Origin of the sequence: Embleya sp. NBC_00896 (assembly GCF_045207785.1) — a bacterium.
Lineage (GTDB): Bacteria > Actinomycetota > Actinomycetes > Streptomycetales > Streptomycetaceae > Embleya.
This window is the reverse complement of the sequence record NZ_CP108776.1, coordinates 661,483-685,932: the sequence shown is the minus strand read 5'-3', so window position 1 is coordinate 685,932 and position 24,450 is coordinate 661,483. Positions and strand designations below refer to the sequence as shown.

General features: G+C 72.9%; 25 protein-coding genes and 1 pseudogene. 11 read left to right on the top strand and 15 right to left on the bottom strand.

The genetic code is table 11. The features are described 5' to 3' along the window. Positions 1-29: 29 nt before the first annotated feature. Positions 30-1,424 (top strand): alpha/beta hydrolase, encoded by a 1,395-nt coding sequence (locus tag OG928_RS03195; protein ID WP_406290743.1) that lies wholly within the window; start codon positions 30-32, stop codon positions 1,422-1,424. 208 nt (positions 1,425-1,632) lie between these two features. Here the strand turns inward: OG928_RS03195 and OG928_RS03190 are convergent, their stop codons facing one another. Beyond that, complete coding sequence (locus OG928_RS03190; protein WP_406278854.1) at positions 1,633-2,289, bottom strand: pyridoxamine 5'-phosphate oxidase family protein; 657 nt, start codon at positions 2,287-2,289, stop codon at positions 1,633-1,635. 241 nt (positions 2,290-2,530) lie between these two features. Between OG928_RS03190 and OG928_RS03185 the strand changes: the two genes are divergently transcribed. The 3 genes from OG928_RS03185 to OG928_RS03175 all read left to right on the top strand — a co-directional run bounded on the left by OG928_RS03185 (position 2,531) and on the right by OG928_RS03175 (position 5,930). Continuing rightward, entirely contained in the window at positions 2,531-3,838 is a 1,308-nt protein-coding gene (locus OG928_RS03185; protein ID WP_406278851.1) for an aminotransferase class I/II-fold pyridoxal phosphate-dependent enzyme, read from the top strand. 122 nt (positions 3,839-3,960) lie between these two features. Beyond that, the gene (locus tag OG928_RS03180) at positions 3,961-5,253 is read left to right on the top strand and encodes a sensor histidine kinase (RefSeq protein ID WP_406278848.1); all 1,293 of its coding nucleotides are present in this window, start codon (positions 3,961-3,963) and stop codon (positions 5,251-5,253) included. 32 nt (positions 5,254-5,285) lie between these two features. Continuing rightward, positions 5,286-5,930: a response regulator gene (locus OG928_RS03175; protein WP_406278845.1), complete on the top strand. Its 645-nt coding sequence runs from the start codon at positions 5,286-5,288 to the stop codon at positions 5,928-5,930. Between the two features lie 148 nt (positions 5,931-6,078). Here OG928_RS03175 and OG928_RS03170 read toward each other — a convergent pair whose 3' ends face one another. The 10 genes and pseudogenes from OG928_RS03170 to OG928_RS03125 all read right to left on the bottom strand — a co-directional run bounded on the left by OG928_RS03170 (position 6,079) and on the right by OG928_RS03125 (position 14,082). After that, the gene (locus OG928_RS03170) at positions 6,079-6,312 is read right to left on the bottom strand and encodes a hypothetical protein (protein WP_406278842.1); all 234 of its coding nucleotides are present in this window, start codon (positions 6,310-6,312) and stop codon (positions 6,079-6,081) included. Next, positions 6,309-6,701 (bottom strand): hypothetical protein, encoded by a 393-nt coding sequence (locus OG928_RS03165; RefSeq protein ID WP_406278839.1) that lies wholly within the window; start codon positions 6,699-6,701, stop codon positions 6,309-6,311. The genes OG928_RS03170 and OG928_RS03165 overlap by 4 nt, the downstream gene beginning before the upstream one ends. A 56-nt stretch (positions 6,702-6,757) precedes the next feature. Beyond that, the gene (locus OG928_RS03160; RefSeq protein ID WP_406278836.1) at positions 6,758-7,921 is read right to left on the bottom strand and encodes a sensor histidine kinase; all 1,164 of its coding nucleotides are present in this window, start codon (positions 7,919-7,921) and stop codon (positions 6,758-6,760) included. 315 nt (positions 7,922-8,236) lie between these two features. Further along, positions 8,237-8,953: a response regulator transcription factor gene (locus tag OG928_RS03155; protein ID WP_406278834.1), complete on the bottom strand. Its 717-nt coding sequence runs from the start codon at positions 8,951-8,953 to the stop codon at positions 8,237-8,239. Beyond that, positions 8,950-9,084, bottom strand: coding sequence for a TMEM175 family protein (locus OG928_RS03150; RefSeq protein WP_406278832.1), 135 nt, complete (start codon positions 9,082-9,084; stop codon positions 8,950-8,952). The genes OG928_RS03155 and OG928_RS03150 overlap by 4 nt, the downstream gene beginning before the upstream one ends. 101 nt (positions 9,085-9,185) lie before the next feature. Then, positions 9,186-10,112 carry a hypothetical protein gene (locus OG928_RS03145; protein ID WP_406278829.1) on the bottom strand — a complete coding sequence of 309 codons (927 nt, stop codon included), beginning with the start codon at positions 10,110-10,112 and terminating at the stop codon, positions 9,186-9,188. Between the two features lie 484 nt (positions 10,113-10,596). Then, complete coding sequence (locus tag OG928_RS03140; protein WP_406278827.1) at positions 10,597-11,130, bottom strand: hypothetical protein; 534 nt, start codon at positions 11,128-11,130, stop codon at positions 10,597-10,599. Beyond that, positions 11,085-11,798: a hypothetical protein gene (locus OG928_RS03135; protein ID WP_406278824.1), complete on the bottom strand. Its 714-nt coding sequence runs from the start codon at positions 11,796-11,798 to the stop codon at positions 11,085-11,087. Before OG928_RS03135 ends, OG928_RS03140 begins: the two co-directional genes overlap by 46 nt. Before the next feature lie 851 nt (positions 11,799-12,649). Then, a pseudogene (locus OG928_RS03130) lies at positions 12,650-13,060 on the bottom strand (ATP-binding protein); the annotation flags it as partial. A gap of 218 nt (positions 13,061-13,278) precedes the next feature. Then, positions 13,279-14,082: an enoyl-CoA hydratase gene (locus OG928_RS03125; protein WP_406278821.1), complete on the bottom strand. Its 804-nt coding sequence runs from the start codon at positions 14,080-14,082 to the stop codon at positions 13,279-13,281. 210 nt (positions 14,083-14,292) lie between these two features. On the opposite strand from OG928_RS03125, the gene OG928_RS03120 reads away from it, so the two are divergent. Next, positions 14,293-14,985 (top strand): class I SAM-dependent methyltransferase, encoded by a 693-nt coding sequence (locus tag OG928_RS03120; RefSeq protein WP_406278818.1) that lies wholly within the window; start codon positions 14,293-14,295, stop codon positions 14,983-14,985. A gap of 81 nt (positions 14,986-15,066) precedes the next feature. Here OG928_RS03120 and OG928_RS03115 read toward each other — a convergent pair whose 3' ends face one another. Together OG928_RS03115 and OG928_RS03110 are read right to left on the bottom strand one after the other, a co-directional pair. Continuing rightward, on the bottom strand, positions 15,067-15,600 hold the full coding sequence (locus OG928_RS03115) for a DinB family protein (RefSeq protein WP_406278815.1): 534 nt from the start codon (positions 15,598-15,600) through the stop codon (positions 15,067-15,069). Between the two features lie 123 nt (positions 15,601-15,723). After that, positions 15,724-15,990: a hypothetical protein gene (locus OG928_RS03110; protein WP_406278812.1), complete on the bottom strand. Its 267-nt coding sequence runs from the start codon at positions 15,988-15,990 to the stop codon at positions 15,724-15,726. 570 nt (positions 15,991-16,560) lie between these two features. Here OG928_RS03110 and OG928_RS03105 point away from each other — a divergent pair. The 3 genes from OG928_RS03105 to OG928_RS03095 all read left to right on the top strand — a co-directional run bounded on the left by OG928_RS03105 (position 16,561) and on the right by OG928_RS03095 (position 19,857). Continuing rightward, entirely contained in the window at positions 16,561-16,854 is a 294-nt protein-coding gene (locus OG928_RS03105; RefSeq protein ID WP_406278809.1) for a YciI family protein, read from the top strand. Between the two features lie 412 nt (positions 16,855-17,266). Further along, positions 17,267-18,811: a prenyltransferase/squalene oxidase repeat-containing protein gene (locus OG928_RS03100; protein WP_406278806.1), complete on the top strand. Its 1,545-nt coding sequence runs from the start codon at positions 17,267-17,269 to the stop codon at positions 18,809-18,811. Continuing rightward, on the top strand, positions 18,808-19,857 hold the full coding sequence (locus tag OG928_RS03095) for a hypothetical protein (RefSeq protein WP_406278803.1): 1,050 nt from the start codon (positions 18,808-18,810) through the stop codon (positions 19,855-19,857). The genes OG928_RS03100 and OG928_RS03095 overlap by 4 nt, the downstream gene beginning before the upstream one ends. 77 nt (positions 19,858-19,934) lie before the next feature. Here the strand turns inward: OG928_RS03095 and OG928_RS03090 are convergent, their stop codons facing one another. After that, positions 19,935-20,360: a hypothetical protein gene (locus OG928_RS03090; protein ID WP_406278800.1), complete on the bottom strand. Its 426-nt coding sequence runs from the start codon at positions 20,358-20,360 to the stop codon at positions 19,935-19,937. 255 nt (positions 20,361-20,615) lie between these two features. On the opposite strand from OG928_RS03090, the gene OG928_RS03085 reads away from it, so the two are divergent. The 3 genes from OG928_RS03085 to OG928_RS03075 all read left to right on the top strand — a co-directional run bounded on the left by OG928_RS03085 (position 20,616) and on the right by OG928_RS03075 (position 23,185). Further along, positions 20,616-21,785, top strand: a complete 1,170-nt coding sequence (locus OG928_RS03085; RefSeq protein ID WP_406278797.1) for a winged helix DNA-binding domain-containing protein — start codon at positions 20,616-20,618, stop codon at positions 21,783-21,785. Between the two features lie 289 nt (positions 21,786-22,074). After that, complete coding sequence (locus OG928_RS03080; protein ID WP_406278794.1) at positions 22,075-22,773, top strand: hypothetical protein; 699 nt, start codon at positions 22,075-22,077, stop codon at positions 22,771-22,773. A gap of 55 nt (positions 22,774-22,828) precedes the next feature. Beyond that, positions 22,829-23,185 (top strand): VOC family protein, encoded by a 357-nt coding sequence (locus tag OG928_RS03075; RefSeq protein ID WP_406278791.1) that lies wholly within the window; start codon positions 22,829-22,831, stop codon positions 23,183-23,185. 37 nt (positions 23,186-23,222) lie between these two features. Here the strand turns inward: OG928_RS03075 and OG928_RS03070 are convergent, their stop codons facing one another. Next, on the bottom strand, positions 23,223-24,359 hold the full coding sequence (locus OG928_RS03070; protein ID WP_406278788.1) for a hypothetical protein: 1,137 nt from the start codon (positions 24,357-24,359) through the stop codon (positions 23,223-23,225). Positions 24,360-24,450: the final 91 nt, after the last annotated feature.

The window sequence follows — 24,450 nt, the reverse complement described above, 5'->3', positions numbered from 1 at the left end:
AAATGGAATGCGGTTCGCTCCAGGTACCGATGGATCACAGCCGCCCCGGCGGCCGGCAGATCACCATCGCGGTGTCGCGGATTCCGCACACCGCCGAGAAGTCGCTCGGCCCGCTTCTGGTCAACCCCGGCGGTCCCGGCGCCCCCGGCCGCGGCCTCGCCGGCTACGTCGCCAAGAACCTGAGTCCCGAGGTGGCCGCGCAGTTCGACGTGATCGGCTTCGACCCCCGCGGCGCGGGTGCGAGCGAACCGCACCTGGACTGCGTCCCGGGCTTCAACAACCCGGTCCGCCCGGACACCGTCCCGGACAACTTCCGCGACGAGCTCACCAACATCAAGCGGGCGTCCGACTACGCCAAGGCGTGCGGTGAGAAGTACGGCGACTTCCTGAAGTACATGAACACCCCGGCCCACGCGGCGGACATGGACTCGATCCGGTCCGCCCTCGGAGCCAAGCAGATCAGCTACTTCGGCTACTCGTACGGCACCTACCTGGGCTCCGTCTACGCCAAGCTGTACCCGTCCAGGGTCAAGCGCCTGGTGCTGGACAGCATCGTCGACCCGAGCGCGGACAGCGTCTGGTACGGCGGCCAGCTCTCCCAGGACTACGCGTTCGACGCCAACCTGAAGGCCTTCTTCGGGTGGGTCGCCAAGTACGACGCGAACTACCACCTGGGCACCGACCCCGCCAAGGTCGAGGCCGCCTGGTACGCGATGCGCGAGAAGCTGAGCAAGAACCCGGCCGAGGGCGTCGTCGGCGGCGCCGAGGTCGAGGACGCGTTCGCGCAGGGCGGGTACAACGACTCCACCTGGGCCGAACTGGCCGAGGGCTTCTCGGGCTACGTCGTGAACAACGACACCGCTCCGCTGCGTACCGCGTACGAGGACCTCGCGGCGGCGAGCCCGGCCAACGACAACGTCAACAGCGGCTACCTGGCCACCCAGTGCCGCGACGCGAGCTGGCCCAAGGACTGGGCGACCTGGCACCGGGACGCCGAGAAGGTCTACAGCAAGGCGCCGTTCCTGGCGTGGAACAACGTGTGGTTCAACGCGGCGTGCGCGTTCTGGCCGACCTCGAGCCTGAAGCCCACGAACGTCGCGAACACCAAGCTGCCCAAGACGCTGCTGTTCCAGGCCACCAACGACGCCGCGACCCCGTACGAGGGTGGCGCCACCATGCATCGCCTGCTGCGCGACTCGGCCTTGGTGGTCGAGCAGGGCGGCCGGAACCACGGCATCTCGCTCAGCGGCAACAGCTGCCTGGACAACTACCTGAACGAGTACCTGGTCACCGGCAAGACCCCGAGCGGCGGAGGCCACGGCCGACCCGACGCGGTCTGCCAAAAGCTCCCCGACCCGGTCCCGACCGGCGCCGCGGCAACCCTGAAGGCCAACCCCGGAAAGGTCTCCAAGACCGCCATGTAACCGACTCCCACCACACGCCCCACGCGGGCCCGATCGCCCCGGCGACCGGGCCCGTCGGCGTCCGCGCCGCACGTCGAATCCACCTCTCCAGGCCACCGGTCCGATCCGGAGGCTGCCGGGACGTGCAGCCGACCGCAGCCCGCGGCCGGGTCCTCGACGGCGCGCCATTCACCGGCTTCGACGGCCGCGGTGCGTGGGGGTCGTGCGATCAGGACGCGTCGAGCCACTTGGTCAGGTAGGCCGGGGTGTCCTGGCCGGTGTCCGGGCGGGCCGGGCCGCGGGTGGTGGTGATCGGCACCACGCCCGCCCAGTGCGGGAGGTCGAGGTCGGCCGGGTCCTCGTCCAGGCCGTGGTCGCGGATCTTGGCGGCGACCCGATCGAGGTCGAGCCGGAAGACGGCGGTCTGCGCGTTCTCCTTCGGGTTCGGCTCGCGGCAGTCGTCGGCCCGGCCCGGGACGAGGTGGTCGATGATCACCCGGTAGGCGTGCAGCTGTTCGGCCGGGTCGGCGACGTAGGTCAGCGGGCCGTGCGCGATCACGCAGCGGTAGTCCATCGAGTGGTGCATCGCGGAGCGGGACAGCACGAGCGAGTCCACGTGGGTGACCGCCACCGCCGCCGGGAAACCCTCGGCCCCGCTCGCGCGCACCGCGAGGGCGAGCTGCGAGCCGCTGGAGGTGTGCATGTACAGGTGCTCGCCGTCGCGGCCGAACGCGAGCGGGATCAGCTGCGGCCGGTCGGCCAGCGTGAACGAGACGTGCGCCAGGAAGCCGGCGTCCAGGATCGAGTGCACCGCCTCGACGTCGTAGCGCATCCGGTCGCGGTGCCGGTTGGGGGTGGTGGCCTCGGCTGCGGCGTACTCGACCATGATGAAGATCCTTTGTACTAGTTCAAATCTCCTAATGAGGTAGTACAATAAGCCTCGGTCGGGGGATGGTGTCAACGGCATAACCTCGATCACCGGCACCCGCGGGCCACGCGGCACGCCCGCACAACCGCACATCCACGCATCCACGCATCCACGCATCCGGACACCCACACCTCCACCCGCACACACGCCCGCCCCGCCACCCGGCCGAACCGCACCGAGCGCGACACGCAGGAGACGCATGGCCCCCACCGGTCGCACCGCCGCCGACATCGCCGCATCCGTCGAGCGCGACCTCCACACCCACACGATCGCCCCCGGCGACGCGCTGCCACCCGTCCGCACCCTCGCGGCCGAACTCGGCGTCAACCCCAACACCGTCGCCGCCGCCTACCGCACGCTGCGCGACCGCGGCATCGTCGAGACGCACGGCCGGGCCGGCACCCGGATCCGCGCGCGCCCCCCGACCACCCGGCGCGACAGCCTGGGCCCGACCGTGCCGCCGGGCACCCGCGACCTGTCCGCCGGCGAGCCCGACCCCGCGCTGCTGCCCTCGCCGGCCTTCCCCGACCCGGCCGGATGGCGCCCGCTCTACCGGCACGACGCGCTGTACGAGCCGTTCGCCGAGGCCGGCCGGACCGTGCTGAACGCCGTCGGCGTCACCACCGAGCACCTGGCCGCGACCTCCGGCGCGCTCGACGGCCTGGAGCGCGCGCTCGCCGCGCACCTGCGCCCGGGCGACCTGATCGCGGTCGAGGACCCCGGCTGGGGCAACCTGCTCGACCTGCTCGCCGCGCTCAACCTGACCCCGCGCCCGGTACCCGTCGACGACCAGGGCCCCGACCCCGCCGCCACCGAGGAAGCGCTGCGGGCCGGCGCCCGCGCGTTCATCGTCACCGCACGCGCGCAGAACCCCACCGGCGCCGCCGTGTCCGCCCGCCGCGCCGCCGCGCTGCGCCCGATCCTGGCCGCGCACCCGCACGTGCTGCTCTTGGAGGACGATCACGGCAACGACATCGCCGGCGAGGACCTGTACACCCTGACCGGCGTGAGCACGCACTGGGCGCACATCCGCTCGGCCGCGAAGGCGTACGGCCCGGACCTGCGCTGCGCGATCGTGTCCGGCGACGCCGTGACGATCGAACGGATCGCCGGCCGGCAGCGCCTGGGCCCCGGCTGGGTCAGCCACGCCCTCCAGCACGCCGTGGCACACGCCTGGGCCACCCCCGAGGTCGCCCACGCCACCGAGGTCGCGCGTGAGACGTACCGCCTGCGCCGCACCCGCCTGATCGACGCGCTCCGCGCGCGCGGCGTGGCCGCGACCGGCCGGACCGGCATCAACGTCTGGGTCGAGGTCCCCGACGAGACCGCCGCCGTGGCGACGCTGCTCGCCCGCGGCTGGGCCGTCGCCCCCGGCTCGCGCTACCGGATCACCTCCGCGCCCGGCCTCCGGATCACGGTGGCCACGCTCACCGCGACCGAGACCGAACACCTGGCCGACGCGGTCGCGGCGGCGCTACGGATCGGCCCGCGCGGCCAGTCGCGCTGAATGTCCGCATTCATTGGGTGGGGCAAACCGAACCGCAGGGTCGGGGGGTGTCACCCTCGCGACCGGTCCCCCCGTGCGAGGAGCATGGGAACCCTCCACTTTTACGCTCCGAGGATGTCTCCATGAACACGTTCCTGAAGGCCCCGTTCACACGTCGAACGTGGGCCGAGGCCGGCTACACGGTCGCCGCGTTGCCCCTCGCGGTGGTGGGTTTCATGGTGACCATCGCGCTCGCCGCGACCGGCGCCTTCCTGACCGTCACGCTCGTCGGCCTGCCGATCATCGGTGCCGTGGTCGTGGGCTCCCGGTCGTGGGGCGGCCTGCACAAGGGCCTGGCGCGCAAGATGCTCGGGGTCGAGGTCGCGCCGCTGCGCGAGTTCCGGCCCAAGCGCGGCCCGCTCGGACTGCTGAGTTCCTCGCTCGGCAACGCCGAAGGATGGCGGGCGATCGCGTACACCGTGCTCAAGTTCCCGCTCGCGATGGTGATGTTCTTGGTCACGTTCTCGTTCTGGTTCTACGGCCTGGCGGCACTGGCGTACCCGCTGCTCCTGGTGGTGTTCGACCCGAGCAACACGGACGACAAGGGCGTCGAGCACCGCTCGCTGATCCAGTTCGGCGACTGGTACGTCGACACCTGGCAGCGTGGGTTCGCGGTCAGTGCCGTCGGCCTCGTGCTGTTGCTGGTCGCGCCGTGGTTCGTGCGCGGGGTGGTCGCGCTCGACCGACTCCTGATCCCCGCGCTGCTCGGCCCGACCAAGACCTCGCAGCGGGTCGCCGACCTGGAGGAGACCCGCGCGCTCGCCGTCGACGACTCCGCCGCCACGCTGCGCCGGATCGAACGCGACCTGCACGACGGCGCGCAGGCCCGGCTGGTCGCGCTCGCGATGAACCTGAGCATGGCCAAGGAGAAGCTCGACGACGAGGACACCCAGCGCCCGATGGACGTCGACCGGGCGCGCACGCTCGTCGACAGCGCCCTCGGCAACGCCCGCGAGGCCATCGTCGAACTGCGCGACCTCGCCCGCGGCATCCACCCGCCGGTCCTGGACCAGGGCCTGGACGCCGCGCTCGCGACCCTCGCGGCGTGCAGCGCCGTACCGGTCGAGGTGCGCACCGACATCACGGTCCGCCCGCCCGCCACGATCGAGACGATCGCCTACTTCTGCGCCGCCGAACTGCTCACCAACGTCGCGCACCACTCCGGCGCGAGCATCGCCACGGTGACCGTCGTGGTCCGGGACGGGCTGCTGCGGCTGACCGTCGCCGACGACGGGCGCGGCGGCGCGCACGCCGGCCGCGGCAGCGGCCTCACCGGCCTGGTCGAGCGGGTGCGCACGGTGGACGGCGTGCTGCGGATCGTCAGCCCACTGGGCGGACCGACCGAGGTGACGGTGGAGTTGCCCACGGGGGGATGATCGGGTGCCCGGGCCATGGGACGATCATGCGCATGCGTATCGTCATTGCCGAGGACGCCGCGATCCTGCGGGACGGCCTGGTCCAACTGCTCCTCGACCGCGACCACGAGGTCGCGGCGGCCGTCGCCGACGCCGACGCACTGCGGGTGGCGGTGGCCGAGCACAAGCCCGACGTGTGCGTGGTCGACATCCGGATGCCGCCCACGCACACCGACGAGGGCCTGCGGGCGGCGATCGACATCCGCCGGCAACACCCCGGCATCGGCGTCCTGGTCTTCTCGCAGTACATCGAGACCCGGTACGCCGCCCAACTGCTCGGCGGCAATGCGGCCGGCGTCGGCTACCTGCTCAAGGAACGCGTCGTGGACACGCGGGACTTCACCGACGCGCTGGAGCGGGTCGCGGCCGGCGGCACCGCGCTCGACCCCGAGGTGGTCACCCAGCTGTTCGGCGCCGGCCTGCGCAGCGGCGGCCTGAGCACCCTCACCCCGCGCGAGCACGAGGTGCTCGGCCTGATGGCCGAGGGCCGGACCAACGCGGCGATCGCCAAGAAGCTCGTGGTCACCGAGCGCGCGGTGGAGAAGCACGTCGGCAACATCTTCACCAAGCTCGACCTGCCACCCTCGGACACCGACCACCGCCGAGTGATGGCGGTGCTGCGCTACCTCCAGCTCTGACCGGCGACCGAGCGGTCGCGGGGTCGACGGACCGCCGGGTCGAACCGACCGAGGACCCCATGGCCGTCCGCATGCCGGTGTGGGATGCCCGGATCGCCCCCTCCGTGATCCGCGCACCCCACACCGGCGTTCGCGGACCCCCGCGGACTCAGGGCACCGCGTCCGGCACCATCGCGTCCGCCTCCGCGCGTTCGACCGCCCCTTGCGCGCCGGCCACCATCGACGCGAACTCGACCGGCACCGCCGCCGCGGGCGTCGTGGTTCCCACCTCGGGCCGGCCCGCGTCGCCACCACCACCGCACGCCGTGAGCACGACGATCGCGAGCAGCACCGCCGACAGGACACACACCGCCGCCCCCGGCAGCGCGTATCCCCGGCTCACGTCGTCGTGCCCACCGGGCGTGCGGCGCACCACGCCTTGACCAACGCCAGGTCCGCCTTGCGCTGCCGCAGCTCCGGTGCCAGGTGCCGGCGAGTGGCCAGCACCCCTTCGAGATACGCCGCCACTTGCGGATGGCCGTTCCCCTCGGCCACCGTGGCGCGCTCTCGAATCCGCGCGATCGATCCCTTGACGCTCGCGTCGCCGTCGAGCCGGGCCAGTGCCCGGTCGATCCGCGCTTCGAGCTGCGGGAGCCGACCGCAGAGGGCGGGCGCCCGGTGGCCGCCGCCACCGGGCGTTCCCGCATACGCCGGGGGCGCCGAGAGCAGCGCCCCGAAGGTCACAAAGGCGGCGAGGACCGCGCCCCGCCGAACGGTGAGAGCTCGCATCATGGGCCTCCCGCACGCCGGGCCCGCCCCACCCCGGGCGGGCACGGCGTGCCTCGACACTAGATGCCTTCCTTGTGGGATTCCTGTGAGTGGGAATCCCGCGCGAGGGTCACCGGCGAGCGGGGTTCGGGTACGTGCGGCTCCGGCGGCCGCACCGCCAACCACTCCCGCCCTCGCGCGGCGCCCGGATCGGCCCGCAGCGGCAGGACCACCTCGACCCGCGTCCCGCGCCCCGACGGCGGCACCCCCACCGTGACCCGGCCGCCGTGCAACGCCACCTGCTGCGCCACCAGCGTCAACCCGAGCCCCGCGCCGGGGCTGTCCGGGCCGCGCCGGAACCGCTCGAACACCACCTCGCGCAGCTCCGGCGCGATCCCCGGCCCGTCGTCGTCCACGCACACCACGCCGCAATCCATCCCCGGCAGGACCTTGACCAGCACCCGACCGGCCCCGTGCACCAGCGCGTTCGCGACCAGGTTGTCCACCAGCAACCGCAGCCCCGCCGCGAGCCCGTACACCACCACCTCGTGCGGCGCCTCCACCCGCACGTCGGCCCCGGGCCGCCCGGCCGGCCCGGCCCGCCCCGCCGCGTGCGCCACCTCACCCAACTCGACCGGCCCGAACGCGGCCGCGTCCACCAGATCGCCCTGCGCGAGCGCACGCAACGCGCTCAGCACCGCCAACACGCGCTCATGGCCCACCCGCAGATCCGCGATCACGTCCACCCGCTCGGCCTCGGCCAGGTCCGGATACGTCGCGAGCACGTCCAGGTCGGTGCGCATCCCCGTGAGCGGGCCGCGCAGTTCGTGCTCGACGGTCGCCGCGAACGAGCGCGCCGTCTCCAGCGCCTCGCGCGTGCGCGCGGTCTGCGCCACGTAGCGCCCCAGCACGTCGTCGAGCGTGCGCCCGAGTTCGTCCACCTCGACCACGCCCGAGGGCACGAACACCGCGTCCTCCGTGCCGTCGTCCGGATCCAGCCGCGCCGCGCGCCGTCGCAGCGCCCGCAGCGAACGGGTCGCGGCGGCCCCGGCGGCCAGCCCCGCCAGCCCGGACAGCGGCACCGCGAACGCCGTCACGACGTACACGCGCCGACGCAACAGCGCGGCCTGCGCCTCCGGTTCGCCCGAGGACAGGAACACGTACAGCAGCCCGCCCGGCACCGGCCGGGTCACCATGCGCCACGAACGCCCGCCCGCGCGCACCGTCACCGGGCCCGGCGCCATCGGGCAGCGCGGTGCCGTCCGGCGGCTGCGGCCCGACCACCAGCGGCCCGGTGGGGGTGTCCACCCGCACGCCCACGTCCAGCGCGAGGCCGAGCATCCGGTACTGCCGGGTCCGCGCCGCCTGTTGCCGCTCGTCGAGGTCGGCCCGGGCCAGTGCCCGCGCGGGCGGCGCCAGCCGGTTGGCCCGCTGCTGGAGCTGCTGGTCCTGGCGTTGTGTCAGGTCGTGCCGGGCCCAGCGCACCACGAGCGTGCCCGCGCCGAGCACCAGCAGCGGCACCAGGACCGCGACCGAGATCGCGACCCGCGTGGACAGCTTCACCGGGGACCGCCCATCGAGCGCAGCACGAAGCCCACGCCGCGCACGGTGTGCAGCACGCGCGGGCGACCGTCCGCCTCCAGCTTGCGGCGCAGATAACTGACGAAGGTGTCGACCACGTCGGTGCGGACCTCGAAGTCGTAGCCCCAGACCCGGTCCAGGAGCTGATCCCGGGTCAGCACCAGACCCGGGTTGCGGGCGAAGACCTCGAGCAGCGCGAACTCGCGGCGGGTCAACTCCAGGGCGGCCCCGGCACAGGTCGCCACGTGCGCGGCGGCGTCCACGGTGACCGGGCCGACCCGAAGCGCCGGTTCGCCGGGGCGTACCTCGGGACGTCGGCGCAGTAACGCGCGCAGCCGCAGGTCGAGTTCGCGCAGATCGAACGGCTTGACGAGGTAGTCGTCCGCACCGCTTTCGAGGCCGGCGATCCGGTCGGCCGTCTCGTTTCGTGCGGACAGCATCAGCACGGGCGTCTGCCCGCCACCCGCGCGCAGCGCCGCGCACACCTCGATGCCGCTGATGCCGGGCATCGCGACGTCGAGCACCACGACCTGCGGGGTGGGCGCGGCCGCGTCGACCGCTATCAGTTCGAGCGCGCGGGCGCCGTCGGCGGCGAGGGTCACGTCGTACCCGGCGAGCCGCAGACCGCGCTCCAGCGCGCGCCGGATGGAGGGATCGTCGTCCACGACCAATACGCGGGGCGGAGCATCGGTCACAGGCTCGCGGCCTCCTCTTCCGGCACCGCCGGGCGCGGTACACGCAACTCCTTGATCTCGAGGACGAGCAGCGTGATCGCGATGGCGAACACGCCGTCGCTGAACGCCTCGACGCGATTCGTATCGCCCATGTCAGTCGTGCGGCCCAATGTCGCCCCCCGAATGCGTGCCGTAGTCGCCGTGGCACAACCTATGGCGGGAACCCGTCTCCTGTAAGGCGAATGACGCCGGGTCAGGACTGGTTGTCCCCGGGCGGGGGAGGACGACGCGCGGAGGCGATGTCGCGGACGGAATCGAGGGTGCGGCGGGGCGCGGATCCGGGCTCGGGCTCGGGTTCTTGTCCGGTTTCCGGTTCGGGTTCTTGTTCGGGTTCTTGTTCGGGTTCGCCGACCGGGGCCGGCGCACCGTCGGGACCGTCGGGTTCGGGCGCACCGTCGGGACCGTCGGGACCGTCGGGTTCGGGTTCGGGCACGGGGGTCGGTTTCGCGTCCGTTCCGTGCGCGGACAGCCACCGGAACCAGTTCGCCCGGTTGATCGGCACCTGCGGATTGCGCAGCAGCCACAGCACGTGCCCCGCCTGGTCCCGGGCCCACGGCGCGCCCGTCGCCCGGATCTTCTCCAGCCGCGCGCGCAGGTCCTCGCCGTCCACGGCGCGGGCGATCCGCGAGTACTCGCGGTCCTTGCACCGGTGCCGGCGGTTGACCACGAGCTCCACCAGGTCCGTCAGCCGCGCCCGGGTCGCGTCGTCGTGGCCGGGCACGGCCAGCCGGCGGATCAGCCGCTGCTTGGTGCTCCACACCTTGGCGTGCCGGGTCCACTCGACCGGGTAGTGGGCCTCCCACTCCAGGTACGTGAGCGCGTACGGCAGTCCCGGCCACGAGGGCACGTCCTCGGGCGCGAGGGGTTCGGTCAGCAGCACCGCCGCGGGCGTCTTCGCCCACGCGGTCCGGAAGCGCTCCCACGCGTCCTCCTCGGCCGACACCGAGCGCGGCATCCGCACCACGATCATGTCGTACGCGGCCCGGGTCTCGCGGGTCTCCCGGGCCAGGCCCAGGTAGCGGTCGAGCGCGCGCCGATGGGCGACCTCGTCGTCCGACACGAGCGCGCGCATCCAGCCCAGCCGGGTGTCCCAGTCCTCGATCGCGCCTGGTTCCGTCACGCCGACGATCTACCCAGCCGGCCGCGGAAGAACTCCGTCATCGGGTCGCCGCCTGTTCGAACCCATCGCCGCGGACCGTGAGGCGTCCGCCGCGCGGGGTTTCCGGGCACCCGGGGCGCGGCGCGCGTGCACCGACCGCGCCGACTCCGTGCGTGACCCCGACGGCGGGGTGCGGGCCCGATGCCGCCGGGAGGTCCGGGGCGTACCGCCGCGCGCGCGGCGTGCCGCCGGCGCAGTGGCACTCGATGTCATGGCGCATGCGCTCCCCTCTCATCGCGCGGTGCGAGACGTGCGTGACCCGGTGTGCTGCCCACACTACGAGCGGATCCGCTGTCGCGGCGGATGCCGGGCCGAGGGTCGCGCGAGGGGCGCGGGAGCGGGCCGAACCGAACCCGGGTGCGCCCCGGGCCGCCGGCTCGTCCGGCGGTCGAGGAGGACCGTCCCCACGGCGGTCGAGGACGGCCCCGCGGTGGGCGGTATCGCGCTACGCGCCGCCGACCGCGAGCTGCGGCGCCCGCGCGATGCGGCCAGCCAACGCGAGCACCGGGGCCTCGTGCTGGGTCGACCGCGGGGGGAGGGCCGCGACCCCGGTGCGGTTGGGCCCCGCCATGGCGAGCTCGGCCCGGATGCGGACCTCCATCAGCGCGCCGGCCGGCGCCGAGAGCGCCGTCGCCAGGAGCTCGCAGGCCGCGTCGACGCGACCCTCGGCCCGTTCCACCACTGCAAGCGCGTAGAGCGCGTACGCGCCGACCGGGGTCAGCCCCTTGGTGCCGGTCAGCCGCAGCGCCTGCCACGCACCGTCCCGGGCCTCGGCGATCCGGCCCTGGGTGGTCGCCGCCATCGACAGCGCGGCCAGGAACCACGCGGCCAACGTGCCCTGCCCGGTCGAGCGGGCCAGCCGCAGCCCCTCGGCCGCGTGCGTCTCGGCCTCGACGGCCCGGCCCGACAGCGCGCCCGCGACCGCGAGCGGCATCAGCGCCGCGGCCAGCGCACCGCGGGCCCCGTGCGTACGCAGCACCGCGGCCTCGTCGAGCAGGACGTCGTAGGCGGCCTGGTCGGTCGCCGCCGCGTGCACCGCGAGCGGGGTGACCTCCCACAGCGCGATGCCCAGGCCGTACAGCCGGGCCCGGGTGGTCGGCGCCACCAACGCGGGGAGACGCCGTCGGCGCCGAGCGCGGCCACGACCGTGCGCAGCGGGTCGTCGTCGGCCAGCGGCAGCGCCGAGAGCGCCGTGCGCGCCTGCGACGTGCGGGCCCGGTCGCCCGCCTCCCACGCGGCGCCGGTCGCGGCGAGCAGGAGCGCGGCGCGCCCGTGCGCGGCGTCCAGGAGCAGCGCGCCCGCCTCGGAGCGGTGTCCCTCCGCGTGCCGCAGCGCGGCGCGCAGCCGGATCGCGGTGCCGGACGAGCCGGCCGAGCTGCCGTCGTCCGCGGCGCCGTCGACGTCGGTCGCGTCGGCGGTGTCCAACAGGGTGCGGGCCCGGACCGGGAAGCCGGCCTCCCATGCGGCGTAGGCCGCGGCGACGTAGCGGCGGCGCGCGACCGGGTGGTCCGCGGTGAGTCGGGCGGCCTGCTCCCAGGTCGCGGCGGCGGCGCCCGCGCCGAGCTCGCGGCGGGTGCGGCCGGCGCGGCCTCCAGGGCCGCGGCGAGTTCGGCGTCGGGCCCGGTCGCGAGGGCGGCCAAGTGCCACGGCCGCCGGTAGGCGAGGGCACCGCTCGCGGCGTAGACCAGTGCCCCGTGCAGGGATCGGCGCTCCGTGGCGCTCAGCGACCGGCGGACCTCCTCGCGCGCGGACGCGTTGCGGAACCGCACGCGGTGTTCGGCCGCGTCGACCAGACCGGCCCGCAGCACAGCGAGCCGGGCCGAGCGCCCGATCCCGATTCGTCGCCCGGCGACGGCCAACTGGTCCAGGTCGGCGGCCGGTTCGAGCGCCGCCAGGGCGAGCAGTCGCCGAGCGTCCTCGGGCAGCGTGGCGAACGCCACGTCGCCGCCCGCGACACCGGTTCCGACGGCCGACCGGCGCGGGGCCCGGGTCTCCTCGACCGGCCGGTCCTCGACGGCGGCGGCGTCCGCACCGCGCGTAGCCCGGTCCAGGGCGGCGTCCGGCGGCGCGCACGCGGCGGGTTCGGCGCCCGCCGCCGCCTGTGCCGCGGGGCTCTGCGGCCGCGCGTCCTCGCTCGGTCCGCCGCCCCGGAAGACGTCGGTACCCGCGGCCCGGCCCGCCGCGTCGTGGTCCGCCGGCGTACCCGCCTCGAACCCGCCGTCGGCGACGGCCGCTTCGCCGGTGGCCGCGAGTTCCCCGCCGCCCGCGGACTCGGTCGTCCGAGCGCCCTGCGTGGGGGTGCGCGCGGCGTCGTCCGCAGCCGCGCTCGTCGTGTCGTCCGCGTCCCGGGCGGCCTCCGCCGCCGCCCGGGACGTCGGATCCGCCTGGGGCGTCGTCGTGTTCGCGCGCGTGTCGGCCCGTTCCCGGGTGGCCCGCAGGACCGCGATCGGCAGCCCCTCGGCACGGCCCGCGAGGCAGCCGATCACCGCCGCCGAGGCCGCGTCGAGCCAGTGCGCGTCGTCCACGAGCACGAGCACCGGCTGCTCGCGCGCGGCGATCGTCACCAGCGCGCACGCCGCCGCGGCCACCACGTCGCGGTCGGCGGCACCCGGTGCCAGGCCGAGCGCGATGCGCAGCGCCTGGGCCCGGGTGTAGGGCAGTCGGCCGATCCTCGGGTGCAGCGTCGCCAGCAGTTGGCGCAACGCCGTGTAGGGCAGGGCCCCGCCCCCGCGCGGGCCGGCCGTCCGCAGGACGGTCATCCCCTTGGCCTCCCACAGCGCCTCGGCCAGGAGCGTCGTCTTGCCCGCGCCCGCGGCCCCGCGCAGGACGACGGCTCCGCCGTCGCCGGCGCGCGTCCGTTGCAGCAGTGCCGTGACGGCGGCCAGTTCGTCGTTCCCTCCGTGCAGCACGGAAACTCTCCTCGCATGTCGCTCACACCCCCGTGGTGTGGCCGGCCCTGCCGGAATCGGTTGGGCCGCCGCACTATGAGCGTGAGCCTGCCCGTTCCCGGTCAACACATGTTCAACATTCACTCAACGTGTGAAGTCGGGACCAACAAATTACGGACACAAGACACCGACACCGCGCGAGAATCACGCCCTGCTCCCCGTGTTTCCCGAGCTCTTTGTCAATCCTTGTACTCCGGCTCCCTCTTGTCCTTGCGGGCCCGAATGGCCTCCTCGAAGTTCTGCGTCGTCATGCGTACGTACAACTGGGCGTGTCCCTCGTGGTCCATGTGGGAGTGCATGCTGCCGGCCTCCAGGCCGGACCACAGCAACCGTTTGGTCACTTCCACTCCCACTCGACTGAACCCCACGATTCGCTCGGCGAGTTCGTACGCGTCGTCGAGCAACTTGTCGCCCGGGACCACGCGCGACACCAGTCCGATTCGCTCGGCCTCGGTCGCGTCGACGTCCCGTCCGGACAACATGATCTCGAATGCCCGAGACGACCCGATCGCCCGGGGGAGCAAATAGCTGATTCCGAGCTCGCTGGCGGTCAGTCCGTTGTTGATGCCGGCCGCGCGGAAGTACGCGGTGTCGGAGGCGATGCGGATGTCGGTGGCGGTCGCGAGACAGAACCCGCCGCCGATCGCGGGGCCGTTGATCGCTCCGATGACCGGCTGGTGCATTCGGCGCAGACCCAGGATCACATCGTCCAGGATCTCCATCGAACGGCGGGCGATACTGGTGCGGGTCAGTCCCTGGATGCCGGGGATTCGTCCGGAGTTCTCCAGATCCGCCCCGGAGCAGAATCCCCTCCCGGCGCCGGTCAATATGACGACACGCGTATCGTTGTCCGCGCTCACCGCCTCCAGGGCCTCGCGGAAGGGGACCATGACGTCGAAGGCCATGGCGTTCATTCGGTCGGGCCGATTGAGGGTGATGAGCGTGACGTGGGGGCGGGGCTTGTCGACGAGTACGAAGGACATGGGGGCGTCATCCTCGGCATGATTGAGGGGCGAAGGACTTCGGATCGCACGGCGTCGGACCGCACGGCCGGGGAACCGGCGACCGAGCGTCCGACCCCGTTGGATCGGATCGCGACGGAGCGCACGGCCGCGCATCGGGCGACCGGCCACGACTGTGCCGCCGAGGATCGCTCGGCAAGGCGTCGGTGGTTCGGGACACGCAAGCCATTGTTGACCAAGTCAACGAAACCGCTCAAGGTCGATCCGCGCCTGTTCGACGCCTTCGCGGGCGACTACGACCGGTATGCGGGACTCTGCGACCCGCTCGGCGACTGGCTCGCCGAGCTGGAGCTGACCGGCGGTCGGGCCCTGGACGCCGGCTGCGGCTCCGGCCGGCACGCGCTCGCGCTGGCCGCGTCCTACGCGGAGGTGGTGGCCGCGGACGTGAGCGCGCCGCTGATCGAGGTCGCGCGGGTGCGCCGGCCGCACGAGCGCATACGGTACGAGATCGCCTCGCTCACCGACGTCCGCGACGACGAGGGTTTCGACCTGGTCCTGAGCATGGGCACGCTGCACCACCTGCCGGACCTGGCCGCCGCGCTGGCCCACCTCAAGTCGCTGGTGCGGCCCGGCGGCGAGATCGTCCTGGTCGACAACGTCGTGACAGTGCCGGGCGCGACCCGCCGGCAATACTTCGCGAGCGCGGCCCGCGAACTGGCCCGGGACGTGCGCCGGCTGCCGATCCGCGACGCGTGGTGGCTGTACCGCTTCCGCACCGGCAGCGCCTGGCTCGACCACCTGATGTCGGATCGCTACCTGACGCCCGCCGAGTATCGCGATCGCTACGCCGCGGTCTTCCCGGAGGCCGACTTCGTCGACCTCCCCTTCGCCATCGCGATGCGCTGGCGCCGGCAGGCGGCCTGACCGGCGGCGGAGCGGGTGCGCCGGGACTGCGCCGCGCGGCCGCGCGCGGCCCGCGCGCGGCGTCGGCCCCCTGACGGCGGGTCAGCCCGCCCGCACGCCCGTGACGTCCCACAGGTGGTGGACCGGGTCGTGGATGAAGTACCGCGCGAACGACTCGACGGTGAACACGGTGCCGTCGCTGCGGTTGCCCGTGCGGGTCCACTGGTCGTCGGCCACCGCCGCGAACCGGTCGGCGAGCACGGCACTCGCCTCGGCGAGTTCGGCCGCGACCGTCGCCGGGTCCTGCTCGGCGTAGCGCGACTCGACCGCCGTCGCGTCCTGGTCCCAGTTGGCGAAGTCCGGCGCGTCCTGCTCCAGCATCAGCCGCAGGCGCTCGTCGAACAGGCGGAACACGTCGCGGACGTGGCACGCGTATTCGACCGGGGACCACGTGTCGGGGTTCGGGCGGGTGCGCAACTCGTCGCCGCCGCCGACGAGGAGTTCGTGCCACGCGGCGGCGTTCGCGCGGGTCAGGGCGGCGACCCGGGCGGTGGGGACGGCCGGGGTGTCCAGGCCGCAGTCGGGACAGGCGGTCTCCAGGACCCATGTCCAGCTCTTGGTCTCGGGTGTGATCATGCGCCGAGAATGGCCCAGCCGGCGCCGAACCAACAAGGCATTTCTGCTCACACTCGGGCGCAACCGGGGATCTGCGCCGATACGCGCCGCGGGCGGCACCCGCGCCGGCGCGGACGTCGACGACTATCGGCCGCTTCGGCGGGCGCGAGTGGCCGATTTCTCCGCCTTCTTGTTCCTCTCCTTCTCGGTGGGCAATAGCGCTTCGCCCAGGATCCACACGAGCAAGCCGAAAATGATCAGGACGAAGCCCGCCGCCAACTCGTGGCCGTCCAGAAATGCCTGGCGGGTCACGAGCGTCCAGGCCCGGAACCAACCGAAGAAGTGGTGGATCACACCACCGACGCCCGAGAGGACGACGAACAATCCGAAAATGTCGAGGATCTTGCGCATATCCCCGAACCTAGTGACGGCCTTCGGTCGGCGACACGGCCGAGCGGCCACACTTGCTCGACCAAAGTCGAGTCCTGCCCCGGGTCGGCCGCTACCTTCGTCGCACCCGCCGACCGCGCCGCCACCGCCGCGCCCACGAAGAGCGGGCCCCCGCGAGGACACCGCGGGGACCCGTCACGCAAGCGGTCGGTGAGATGGGCCGCCTCGCGGCGAAAGGCACACTGTGGCTCCAGCCGGACGGTAGTCCACAGCGGCTATGGGTGGGCCCGGGGGCACCGATCTCACCGACCGCCGGATACAACCCACGCCCCCGGCCGATCATTCCCGCCCCTTGGAACTCCGCCGGAACTCCGCCGGAACTCCGCCGGAACTCCGCCGGAACTGCGCCCGAACTCCGTCGGGACTCGGTCGGGACTCGGTCGGAACTCCGCCGAAACTCAGTCGAAATCGCGCCGATATGCCGCCGATACGTCCATGATTCGCCGGTGTTGCACCCCCGTCACGGCCCCGATTTCTCCCCGATTCGCCACACTGCCTGTCCGGCCCGGCCGCCGCCCCTACGATCGAGTCATGTTCGTGATCACGCTGACCTACGCCGTCCCCGTCGAGGAGATCGACGCGCTGATGGCCGACCACCTCGAGTGGCTCGACCGGCACTACGCGGCCGGCACCCTGCTCGCCTCCGGCCGCCGCGTCCCCCGCACCGGCGGGGTGATCCTCGCGCGGGCGGCCGACCGCGCCGCGCTGGACGCGGTGCTCGCCGAGGATCCGTTCGCGCGCGCCGGTGCAGCCGCGTACGACGTGGTCGAATTCGCGCCCACCAGGACGGCTCCGGGGCTCGAAGGACTGCTCCCGATGGCCTGATGCGCCGTCAATAGCCGTTCATTTCCAGCACATTTGATGGCGATAACTCACCAATTCAGACAACAAACGAGTACAGGCTTCCGCATTCACGCCTTCGAGTGATTTCGTGTTGGGAACACACCCGGTGGGGCGATGGGGGTTGCGCACGCGCCGGGGCGTGAATTCCGCGCCGGGTGTCCCAACTGCTTCACCCCATTCCGCACTCGGCGCCATACCCGAATACAACGGCACATGCTTGCGACAGGACGTGTGGGGGAGGCGCTGACCGATGCGCGTGCGAGATACCCGGATGCCGCGGTGGCCTGCGGAGATGTTTGTGCCCGAGCTGCCCGAGGCCACCGCGCGGCTCCGCGGGCGAGTCGCCGATTCCGTGCGTCCGGACGGCGCCGTCCGGGGGCCCTGTCGGAGCCGAGTGCTCGAATCGGCACTGCTCCTGCGCCTTTTGGAACGTGCCGGTATCGAGTCCGATCACCACCGCCGTGTCGCGGTGTTCCTTTCCGGTCGCCTAGACAGCGCCGAACCGCTCGACCGGTTGCTTGCGACGATCGCGTTACGCCCCTGGGACGACGCCCTCGAGCACGGCGCGGGCGACCTGCTGGACCGCTTCCTCGAACGCGCGCCGGCCTTCCTCAACGTCCGGAAACGGGTCATGTTGGAGACCGTCCTCACCCTGCTCGGCCCGCCCCGTCGCGCCTACCGAGCGTTCGATCCGGACGCGTTCGACACCGGCAATCTGCACCCGTGGGCCCATGTGCAGACGGTCGCGCTCAAGGTCGCCCTCGCCGACCTCACCGGCCACGCGGACGCGGTCACCCCCGCCGAACTCCGCCTGCTCGTGGACACCCAGCAGGCGCCGGGCGTGTGGGAGGGCAACCTGCTCGTCCACCTGCTCGTGCTGCACGCGCTCGCCGACCGGCCGCACCTGGACGGCCTGATCGTGCGGGGGGTCGCCAAGGCCCTGGCCCACCAACGCGCCGACGGCGGGCTGCCGTTCGTGACCGACACCGACACCTGGTGCGCCGTCACCGCGGGCGTCGCGCTCGACGCGGCGGGCGCCCCGTTCGAGGTCCGCCGACGGATCGCCGACCACCTCGCGGCGCGCCAACGGGTGGACGGCGGCTGGTCGTACACCGACGCCGCCGCGCTCGCCGACGTCGACGACACGTCCGTGGCGATCGAGTTCCTGCACGCCACCGACCCCATCCGCTACCGCCGGTCGATCGACTTCGGCTTACGCGCGCTATGGGGGTACCAGGGTCCCGACGGCGGATTTCCCACCTACATCGCGGGCGCCCCCTCGGAGGCGTGCATGACCGCGGCCGCCGTCAACGCGCTCAGTGTCCGCACCACCCGGCACGTCGAACGGATCACCGCCGCCCGCCGGTTCCTGGCCGGCGCACAGCACCCCGACGGCACGTTCGAGCCGGACTGGAGCCGCAGCCGCTACCACGCGATCTTCCGCGCGCTGCTGGCCACCGACGCGTGGGGACCGGACGCCTACCGGGCCACCGTCAAGCGCGCGCTCGCCGCGGTCCGCGAGGGTCAGAACGCCGACGGCGGCTGGGGCCAACAGCCCGGCGACCCCAGCGACGCGATCAGCACCGCGTACGCGCTGATCGCGCTGTGCCGGCAGAGCGACCCGCGTCCCCTCGTCCGCGGCGTCGAGCACCTGCTCCGGGCGCAACGCCCGGACGGCGGCATCGAGTCGGTACCGGACATGCTCGGCACCAGACCCTTCCTGTACGTGATCCCATGCCTGGCCGACCACTTCACCCTGCTCGCCCTCGGTCACCTGGCCAACCGCCTGACCGGCCGCTCGCACGACCCGGGCGCACCGCGCGGTCCGGGCGTGCGGCAGGCGCAGCCCTCGGCCCTGAGGACCTCCACACCCGGCCCCCGGACCCCCGGCACCGGCCGAACCGCACCGACGCAGACCGGCGAAAGGAGCCCGGCGTGAGCACACCGACCGTCGTCGACCTCCCGATCAGCTTCCACCTGCCGAAGCTCGCGAATCTGCTGCCGATGGAGTTCCATCCCGAGACGGACCGCCTGATGCGCGAATCCCGCTGGTGGGCACACCGCCACCTCGGTTTCGCCTACGCCGGCGACGCGGCTCGAATAGACAAGAACGTCGACGGCACCCTCCTGGTTTCGCTGTCCGTCCCGCACGCCGACTACGAACTCGCGCTGACCACCGCGAAGGTGATGAACTACCTGATCGGCATCGAGAACAGCCTCGTCGACAAGGCGGGCCTGGGCGGCAGTTCGTTCGCGACCCGCAACGTCTTCGGCCGGTTCATGTCCGACCTGCTCGGTTGGGGCGACGGCTCGACGCCGCTGCGCGAGGACTTCGGTTGGCTGCGCGACCGGATGCCGCCGGCCCGCTGGATTCGGTTCGTGTCGTACATGGAGGACTTCGCGCACGGCTTCACCACCGAGCTGGAGAGCTGGCGCGACGCCGGGATATCCGACTACGAGACGTACATGGACGATCGCCGGCACAGTCTGGGCGTGCGCTGGTTGTTCGGATTCGCCGAGGAGGGCGTCCCCGGCGTGGCCCTGTCCCAGGAGGCGTTCCGCACCGCCGACATGGTCGCCATCCACGACACCGCGATAGACGGGTACACGCTCATCAACGACCTGGTCTCCTACCGCAAGGAGCTGGTCATGGACGATCGGGTCAACCTCGTCTACTACCTCGGCGAGGCCGAGGGCCTGGACCTCGAGGGCGCGATGAACAAGATCTGCGGCCTGATCGACGCGACCGAACGCAAGTTCCTCGGCCTGCGCGACCGGATCATGGCCGGCCCGCACGGCGGCGAACCGGGCATGCGCGCCTACCTCGACGAGGTCGGCCACGTCATGACGTCCAACCTGTGGTGGGCCACCGTCAGCAAGCGCTACGAACCGGGCGGACTGGGCTGGGACGGCTCCACCGCCGGCACCATGACCTTCCACCGGGACCGCGCGGTGTTCGTCCCCGACCCACCGGGCGGCCCCTAACGGTCGACCCCGCCGGGCCCGGTCCTGATCGGCCGGGCCCGAAAGCCGCGCGGACGCCGGCCGCGAGCGCGGAACACTCAGCAGGCGGGCAGCAGTTCCTTGGCCGACGCGGTCGTCTCCAGCCACGCCTCGGGCGCGTAGCCCACACCCTTGGCCGTGGTCACCAGCACCCACTGGTTGCTCTTGCCGCCGCGCCAGCCGTACACGTTGGGCCCGTCGGCCGTGCAGGTCGCGGTCAGGTCGGTGCCCTCGCTCACCTCGGCGATGGTCTTGCCCTTGCCCGGCTTCTCGCGTATCTCCAGCCCGATCGCCTGCCGCGTCGTCACCGGGACCTTGACCGTGGACACCGGCTTGGGCACGGCCGTGTGACTCGCGGTCGAGGACGAGGACGCGTTCGTCTTGACGTTCTCGACGTTGCCCTTCTTGCCGTTGTCGCTCCCGCTGTCGGAGAACAACCACCACCCCAGGACCACCAGTACGGACAGGACCACGGCGCCGATCACCAGACCGTTCCCGGCTCTCGGCGGCCGCGGGCCACCCGCGTTCGCGGCCCTGCGGGCAAGCGTCATCCGACGCCAATCGAACCGTGGCGCACCCGCAGGCGGCATGGCGACTCCTTCACACAGACGTGCGGTCGTACTCGGCGAACCCGGCGCCCGATTGTCCCGTGCGCCGACCCCGCCACGGTAAAGCGATCAGGAATCGCCGCGCCGCATGATTCCCGGCCACATGTCGGTTCGGACCCCTATGGTCGGCCCATGACCTCTGCGTTGCCACGGATCTCCGACGACGAACGAAGAGCGCGTTTGGGTGCGCGGCACCGGCTCGCGCCGAGCGCACGGGCCGCGTGTGCCGAGGACGCGGCCCGTGCCGTGCTCCTGCTGCACGCCACCGACCCCGCGACGGTGTACGCGTCGACCTGCGCGCGCCTGGCCGAGCCGTCGCGCGCCGAGGTCCAACGCGCGCTCTACGAGGACAAGTCGCTGATCCGGATGCCCGGCATGCGGCGCACCGTCTACGTGGTCCCGCGCGAGATCACACACGTCGTGCAGCGCTCCAGCACGGACGCGGTCGCCGTCACCCAGCGCCGGGTGATGCTCCAGTTCCTCGCCTCCGGCGGCTACGACGAGGCGTGGCTGGACCAGGTCGAGAAGGACACCGTCGCCGCGCTCACCGAGCTGGGCGAGGCCACCGCCATGGAGCTGGGCGCGGTCGTACCGCTGCTGCGCACCCAGATCCGGGTCGCGATCGGCAAGCCGTACGAGGCGAACCAGGGCGTGTCCACGCGGCTGTTGTTCACGCTCTCGTGCGAGGGCAGGATCGTCCGGGCCCGGCCACAGGGATCCTGGCTCTCCAGCCGGTTCCGGTACGCGATCGCGCCCGAGCTGCCGGAGATCGGCAAGACCGAGGCGAAGGCCGAACTGGTGCGGGGCTGGCTCGCCGCGTTCGGGCCCGGCACGCTCGAGGACCTCAAGTGGTGGACCGGCTGGACACTCACCGACACCCGGCACGCGCTGGCCGCGGTGCGGGCCGTGGAGGTCCGGCTCGACAACGGCACCGTGGGCTACGTCCTGCCGGGCGACGAGGACCCGATCGCCGCGCCCGAGCCGTGGGCCGCGCTGCTGCCCGCCCTCGACGCCACGCCGATGGGCTGGAAGGAGCGCGACTGGTACATCACGCCCGAGCTGCGCGAGCGGCTGTTCGACCGGATGGGCAACATCGGTCCCACCGTGTGGTGGAACGGCCGCGTCGTCGGCGGGTGGGCCACCCGCGCGGACGGCGAACTCGTCTGGCGCGCACTGGTGGACCTGGAACCGGAGGCGACCAAGGCCGTCGAGGCCGAAGTGGCCCGACACGCGAACTGGCTCGACGGCGCGTGCATCACGCCACGGTTCCGGGTGCCCCTGGACCGCGAACTCACCGCGTAGCGGGGCGGGCCGACGGCCACCGGCCGGCCCGATCGCCGACCGCTGACGGACGCCCGCCGTTCGCGAACGCCGACGGGCTCGATCCGTCCCACCGGCCGCGCGCACATTCCTCGGGATCGTGCGCGCGGCTTCGTTCGGACGCGCGTATCGGGCAAGTGGGCCGTCGGTACCTGTCGGGGCCGGCCCGGGGCCCGGATCGGGACTGCTCGCCGGGGGTGATGTTGCGTAGCGCTGTGGGTGTTGACTACAACTTGTCAGGCCCGTCCGCCACTCGCACGAGGAGTCTTCCGTGGCGTTGTTCCGTCGCCAGCCCCGAAACCAGCAGAACACCGCTTGGGGGCAGGACGTGCGCGGCGTCCTCATGAGCGCGCCGCCGGATCGGATCCGACAGGATCTGCGGCTGATGATCAGCCGCCCCGGGCCGCACCTGGGGGCCCAGGGCATGGTGTGGCCGCTGGGCAATCGCGGCGAGATCGTCGCCGTGGCCTGCGTCAAGGGTCCCGACGGAACCGCGGTCACGGTCGAGGCGCCGATGGTGCAGCACTGGGGGATGGCCGTCGAGGACGTGTGGCTCCAGGCCGCGACCAACCTGCGGATGGAGGGCTACGGCGGCACGCCGATGGAGATCTCCACCGGCAGCACGCTGCACTCGCTGCTCGGTCAGGGCTGGCCCGGCTCGGCCCAGCTCTTCCGGCTCGGCGAGGCGATCGGGGACCCGCTTCCGGCGGGCGCGCTGGTCGTGCTGCCCACCGACAACGCCCTGCTCGCGCTGCCGCTCAACTCGCAGCGCACGGTCGGCATGGCCGGCTTCGTGATCCAGACCGCCCAGGGGCTGACGCGTGACCAGCAGCCGCTGTCCACCGGCATGTTCTGGTGGCACGAGGGCATTCTGGAGGAGTTGGAGATCAACTGGCCGGCGCCCGATCGCGCCTCGCTCACGGGGTCCGCCAGGTTCGGTCGGGTCGTGCAGTCGCTACCGGCCCAGTGAGCGAAGGCGCGACCGAACCCCGCCCGCCCGTCCCCACCATGTTCGAGGTGCCGCCATGCCCGCCGTCTTTTCCGAACTCGTCGTCGACGCGAACGACGTTCCCGCCCTGGCCGAGTTCTGGCGCCGCGTGCTCGACTGGGACGCGACCGAGCACGGCGACGACGTCGAACTGAGCCCGCCCGACGGCTCGTTGCCCACGATCTTGTTCCAGCCGGTCGAGGAAACCAAGGCGGTCAAGAACCGGCTGCACCTCGACGTCAGCCCCGCGCTGGGCTCGGATCAGCCGGCCGAGCTGGAGCGACTGCTCGCGCTGGGGGCCAAGCGGATCGACATCGGCCAGGGCGAGCAGACCTGGCACGTCCTCGCCGACCCCGAGGGCAACGAGTTCTGCCTGCTGCGCACGCCCAAATAGCGCGCCCGACCGGCCCGCGCCCGGGGCTTGACGCCCGTCACATCTCGGTCAGCCGGTAGCGGAACTGCGCCCGCTCCACCGTCCACGACCGGCCGTCCGAGAACGGGGCGTCGCCGAAGGCGGTCCCGGCCGGGACCGCCTCGACCCTCAGCCGATCCGCGTCCACGTACGGCGCGCCCGCGACGCCGTAGTACAGCTCGGTCGCCGCGTCGAGATCGCCGTAGACCACCACGCGCCCGCGCGCCAGCACCGCCAGGGCCGGCCGCTCGGGGTCGAACAGGCCCCACGTCGTCTCGTCGCCCGGATGGCCCAGGAACAGCACCGTGCGCGGCTCGGCCAGCGCGAACCCGGTGACCCGCGACTCGACCTCGCCCAGGACCGGCCCGGCGTCCACGGCGCCGCGATCGAGCAGCTCGCGCAGCACGTCCAAGGCCGCCGCCGGCAGCTCGTCGCCCATCACCGCGAGCTCGCCGGTGAGCGCGTGCGTGCGACCGGGACCCGCGTGCGGGCCGCGCAGCTGGAGGAACCCGCAGGGCGTCACCGACACGCTCGTGAGCGTCCCGCCCGCGGCCCGCCGCCACGCGACCGCGAGTTCGAGCCCCGGGCGCAGCCACAGCGGCGTCACCAGGACCCCGTCGGGCGCGAGCTGCTCCACCCACGCCGGCGGCAGGTCCGGCACCCCCACCGTGGCCTCGATCCGGTCGAACGGCGCCCGATCGGCGACCCCGGCCCAGCCGTCGCCGGTGCGCACGTCCGGGTGCACTCCGATCCCGGCCAGCCGCCGCGCGGCCGAGCCGGCCAGCTCGGGGGACATCTCGATGCTGACCACCTCGCCGTCCGGCCCGGCCAGGTGCGCGAGCAGCGCCGTGTTGTACCCGCTGCCGGTACCGATCTCCAGGATCCGCGCACCGGGCCGCACGTCCAGCTGTTCGAGCATCAGCGCGACCATGGCCGGCTGGCTGACCGTGCTGTCCGCCATGCCGCTCTCGTCGGTGTACAGCACCACGACCCGGTCCTCGTAGGAGCGGGTGAGCGAGGTCGAGCCGGGGGTGAACAGCTCGCGGGGCACCGAGAGCAGGGCTTGCGCGACCGCCTCGGTGCGTACGCTCCCGCCCGCCCGCAACCGATTCACGAGTGCCGTCCGCAGCCGGGCCGCCGCGTGCTCGTCGTCCATGGCCCCCGTGTACCCGCGCGGGCCGCGACGCACCCGCACGCCGGTCTTGTCGGGACATGCCCTTGTTGTGGACCATGACATGGGCGGCCGG

Coding starts and splice junctions, on each gene's coding strand:
- OG928_RS03195 (WP_406290743.1), top strand. CDS start 30: ATGGATCACAGCCGCCCCGGCGGCCGGCAGATCACCATCGCGGTGTCG.
- OG928_RS03190 (WP_406278854.1), bottom strand. CDS start 2,289: ATGGTCGAGTACGCCGCAGCCGAGGCCACCACCCCCAACCGGCACCGC.
- OG928_RS03185 (WP_406278851.1), top strand. CDS start 2,531: ATGGCCCCCACCGGTCGCACCGCCGCCGACATCGCCGCATCCGTCGAG.
- OG928_RS03180 (WP_406278848.1), top strand. CDS start 3,961: ATGAACACGTTCCTGAAGGCCCCGTTCACACGTCGAACGTGGGCCGAG.
- OG928_RS03175 (WP_406278845.1), top strand. CDS start 5,286: ATGCGTATCGTCATTGCCGAGGACGCCGCGATCCTGCGGGACGGCCTG.
- OG928_RS03165 (WP_406278839.1), bottom strand. CDS start 6,701: ATGATGCGAGCTCTCACCGTTCGGCGGGGCGCGGTCCTCGCCGCCTTT.
- OG928_RS03160 (WP_406278836.1), bottom strand. CDS start 7,921: ATGGCGCCGGGCCCGGTGACGGTGCGCGCGGGCGGGCGTTCGTGGCGC.
- OG928_RS03150 (WP_406278832.1), bottom strand. CDS start 9,084: ATGGGCGATACGAATCGCGTCGAGGCGTTCAGCGACGGCGTGTTCGCC.
- OG928_RS03125 (WP_406278821.1), bottom strand. CDS start 14,082: ATGTCCTTCGTACTCGTCGACAAGCCCCGCCCCCACGTCACGCTCATC.
- OG928_RS03115 (WP_406278815.1), bottom strand. CDS start 15,600: ATGATCACACCCGAGACCAAGAGCTGGACATGGGTCCTGGAGACCGCC.
- OG928_RS03110 (WP_406278812.1), bottom strand. CDS start 15,990: ATGCGCAAGATCCTCGACATTTTCGGATTGTTCGTCGTCCTCTCGGGC.
- OG928_RS03105 (WP_406278809.1), top strand. CDS start 16,561: ATGTTCGTGATCACGCTGACCTACGCCGTCCCCGTCGAGGAGATCGAC.
- OG928_RS03085 (WP_406278797.1), top strand. CDS start 20,616: ATGACCTCTGCGTTGCCACGGATCTCCGACGACGAACGAAGAGCGCGT.
- OG928_RS03075 (WP_406278791.1), top strand. CDS start 22,829: ATGCCCGCCGTCTTTTCCGAACTCGTCGTCGACGCGAACGACGTTCCC.
- OG928_RS03070 (WP_406278788.1), bottom strand. CDS start 24,359: ATGGACGACGAGCACGCGGCGGCCCGGCTGCGGACGGCACTCGTGAAT.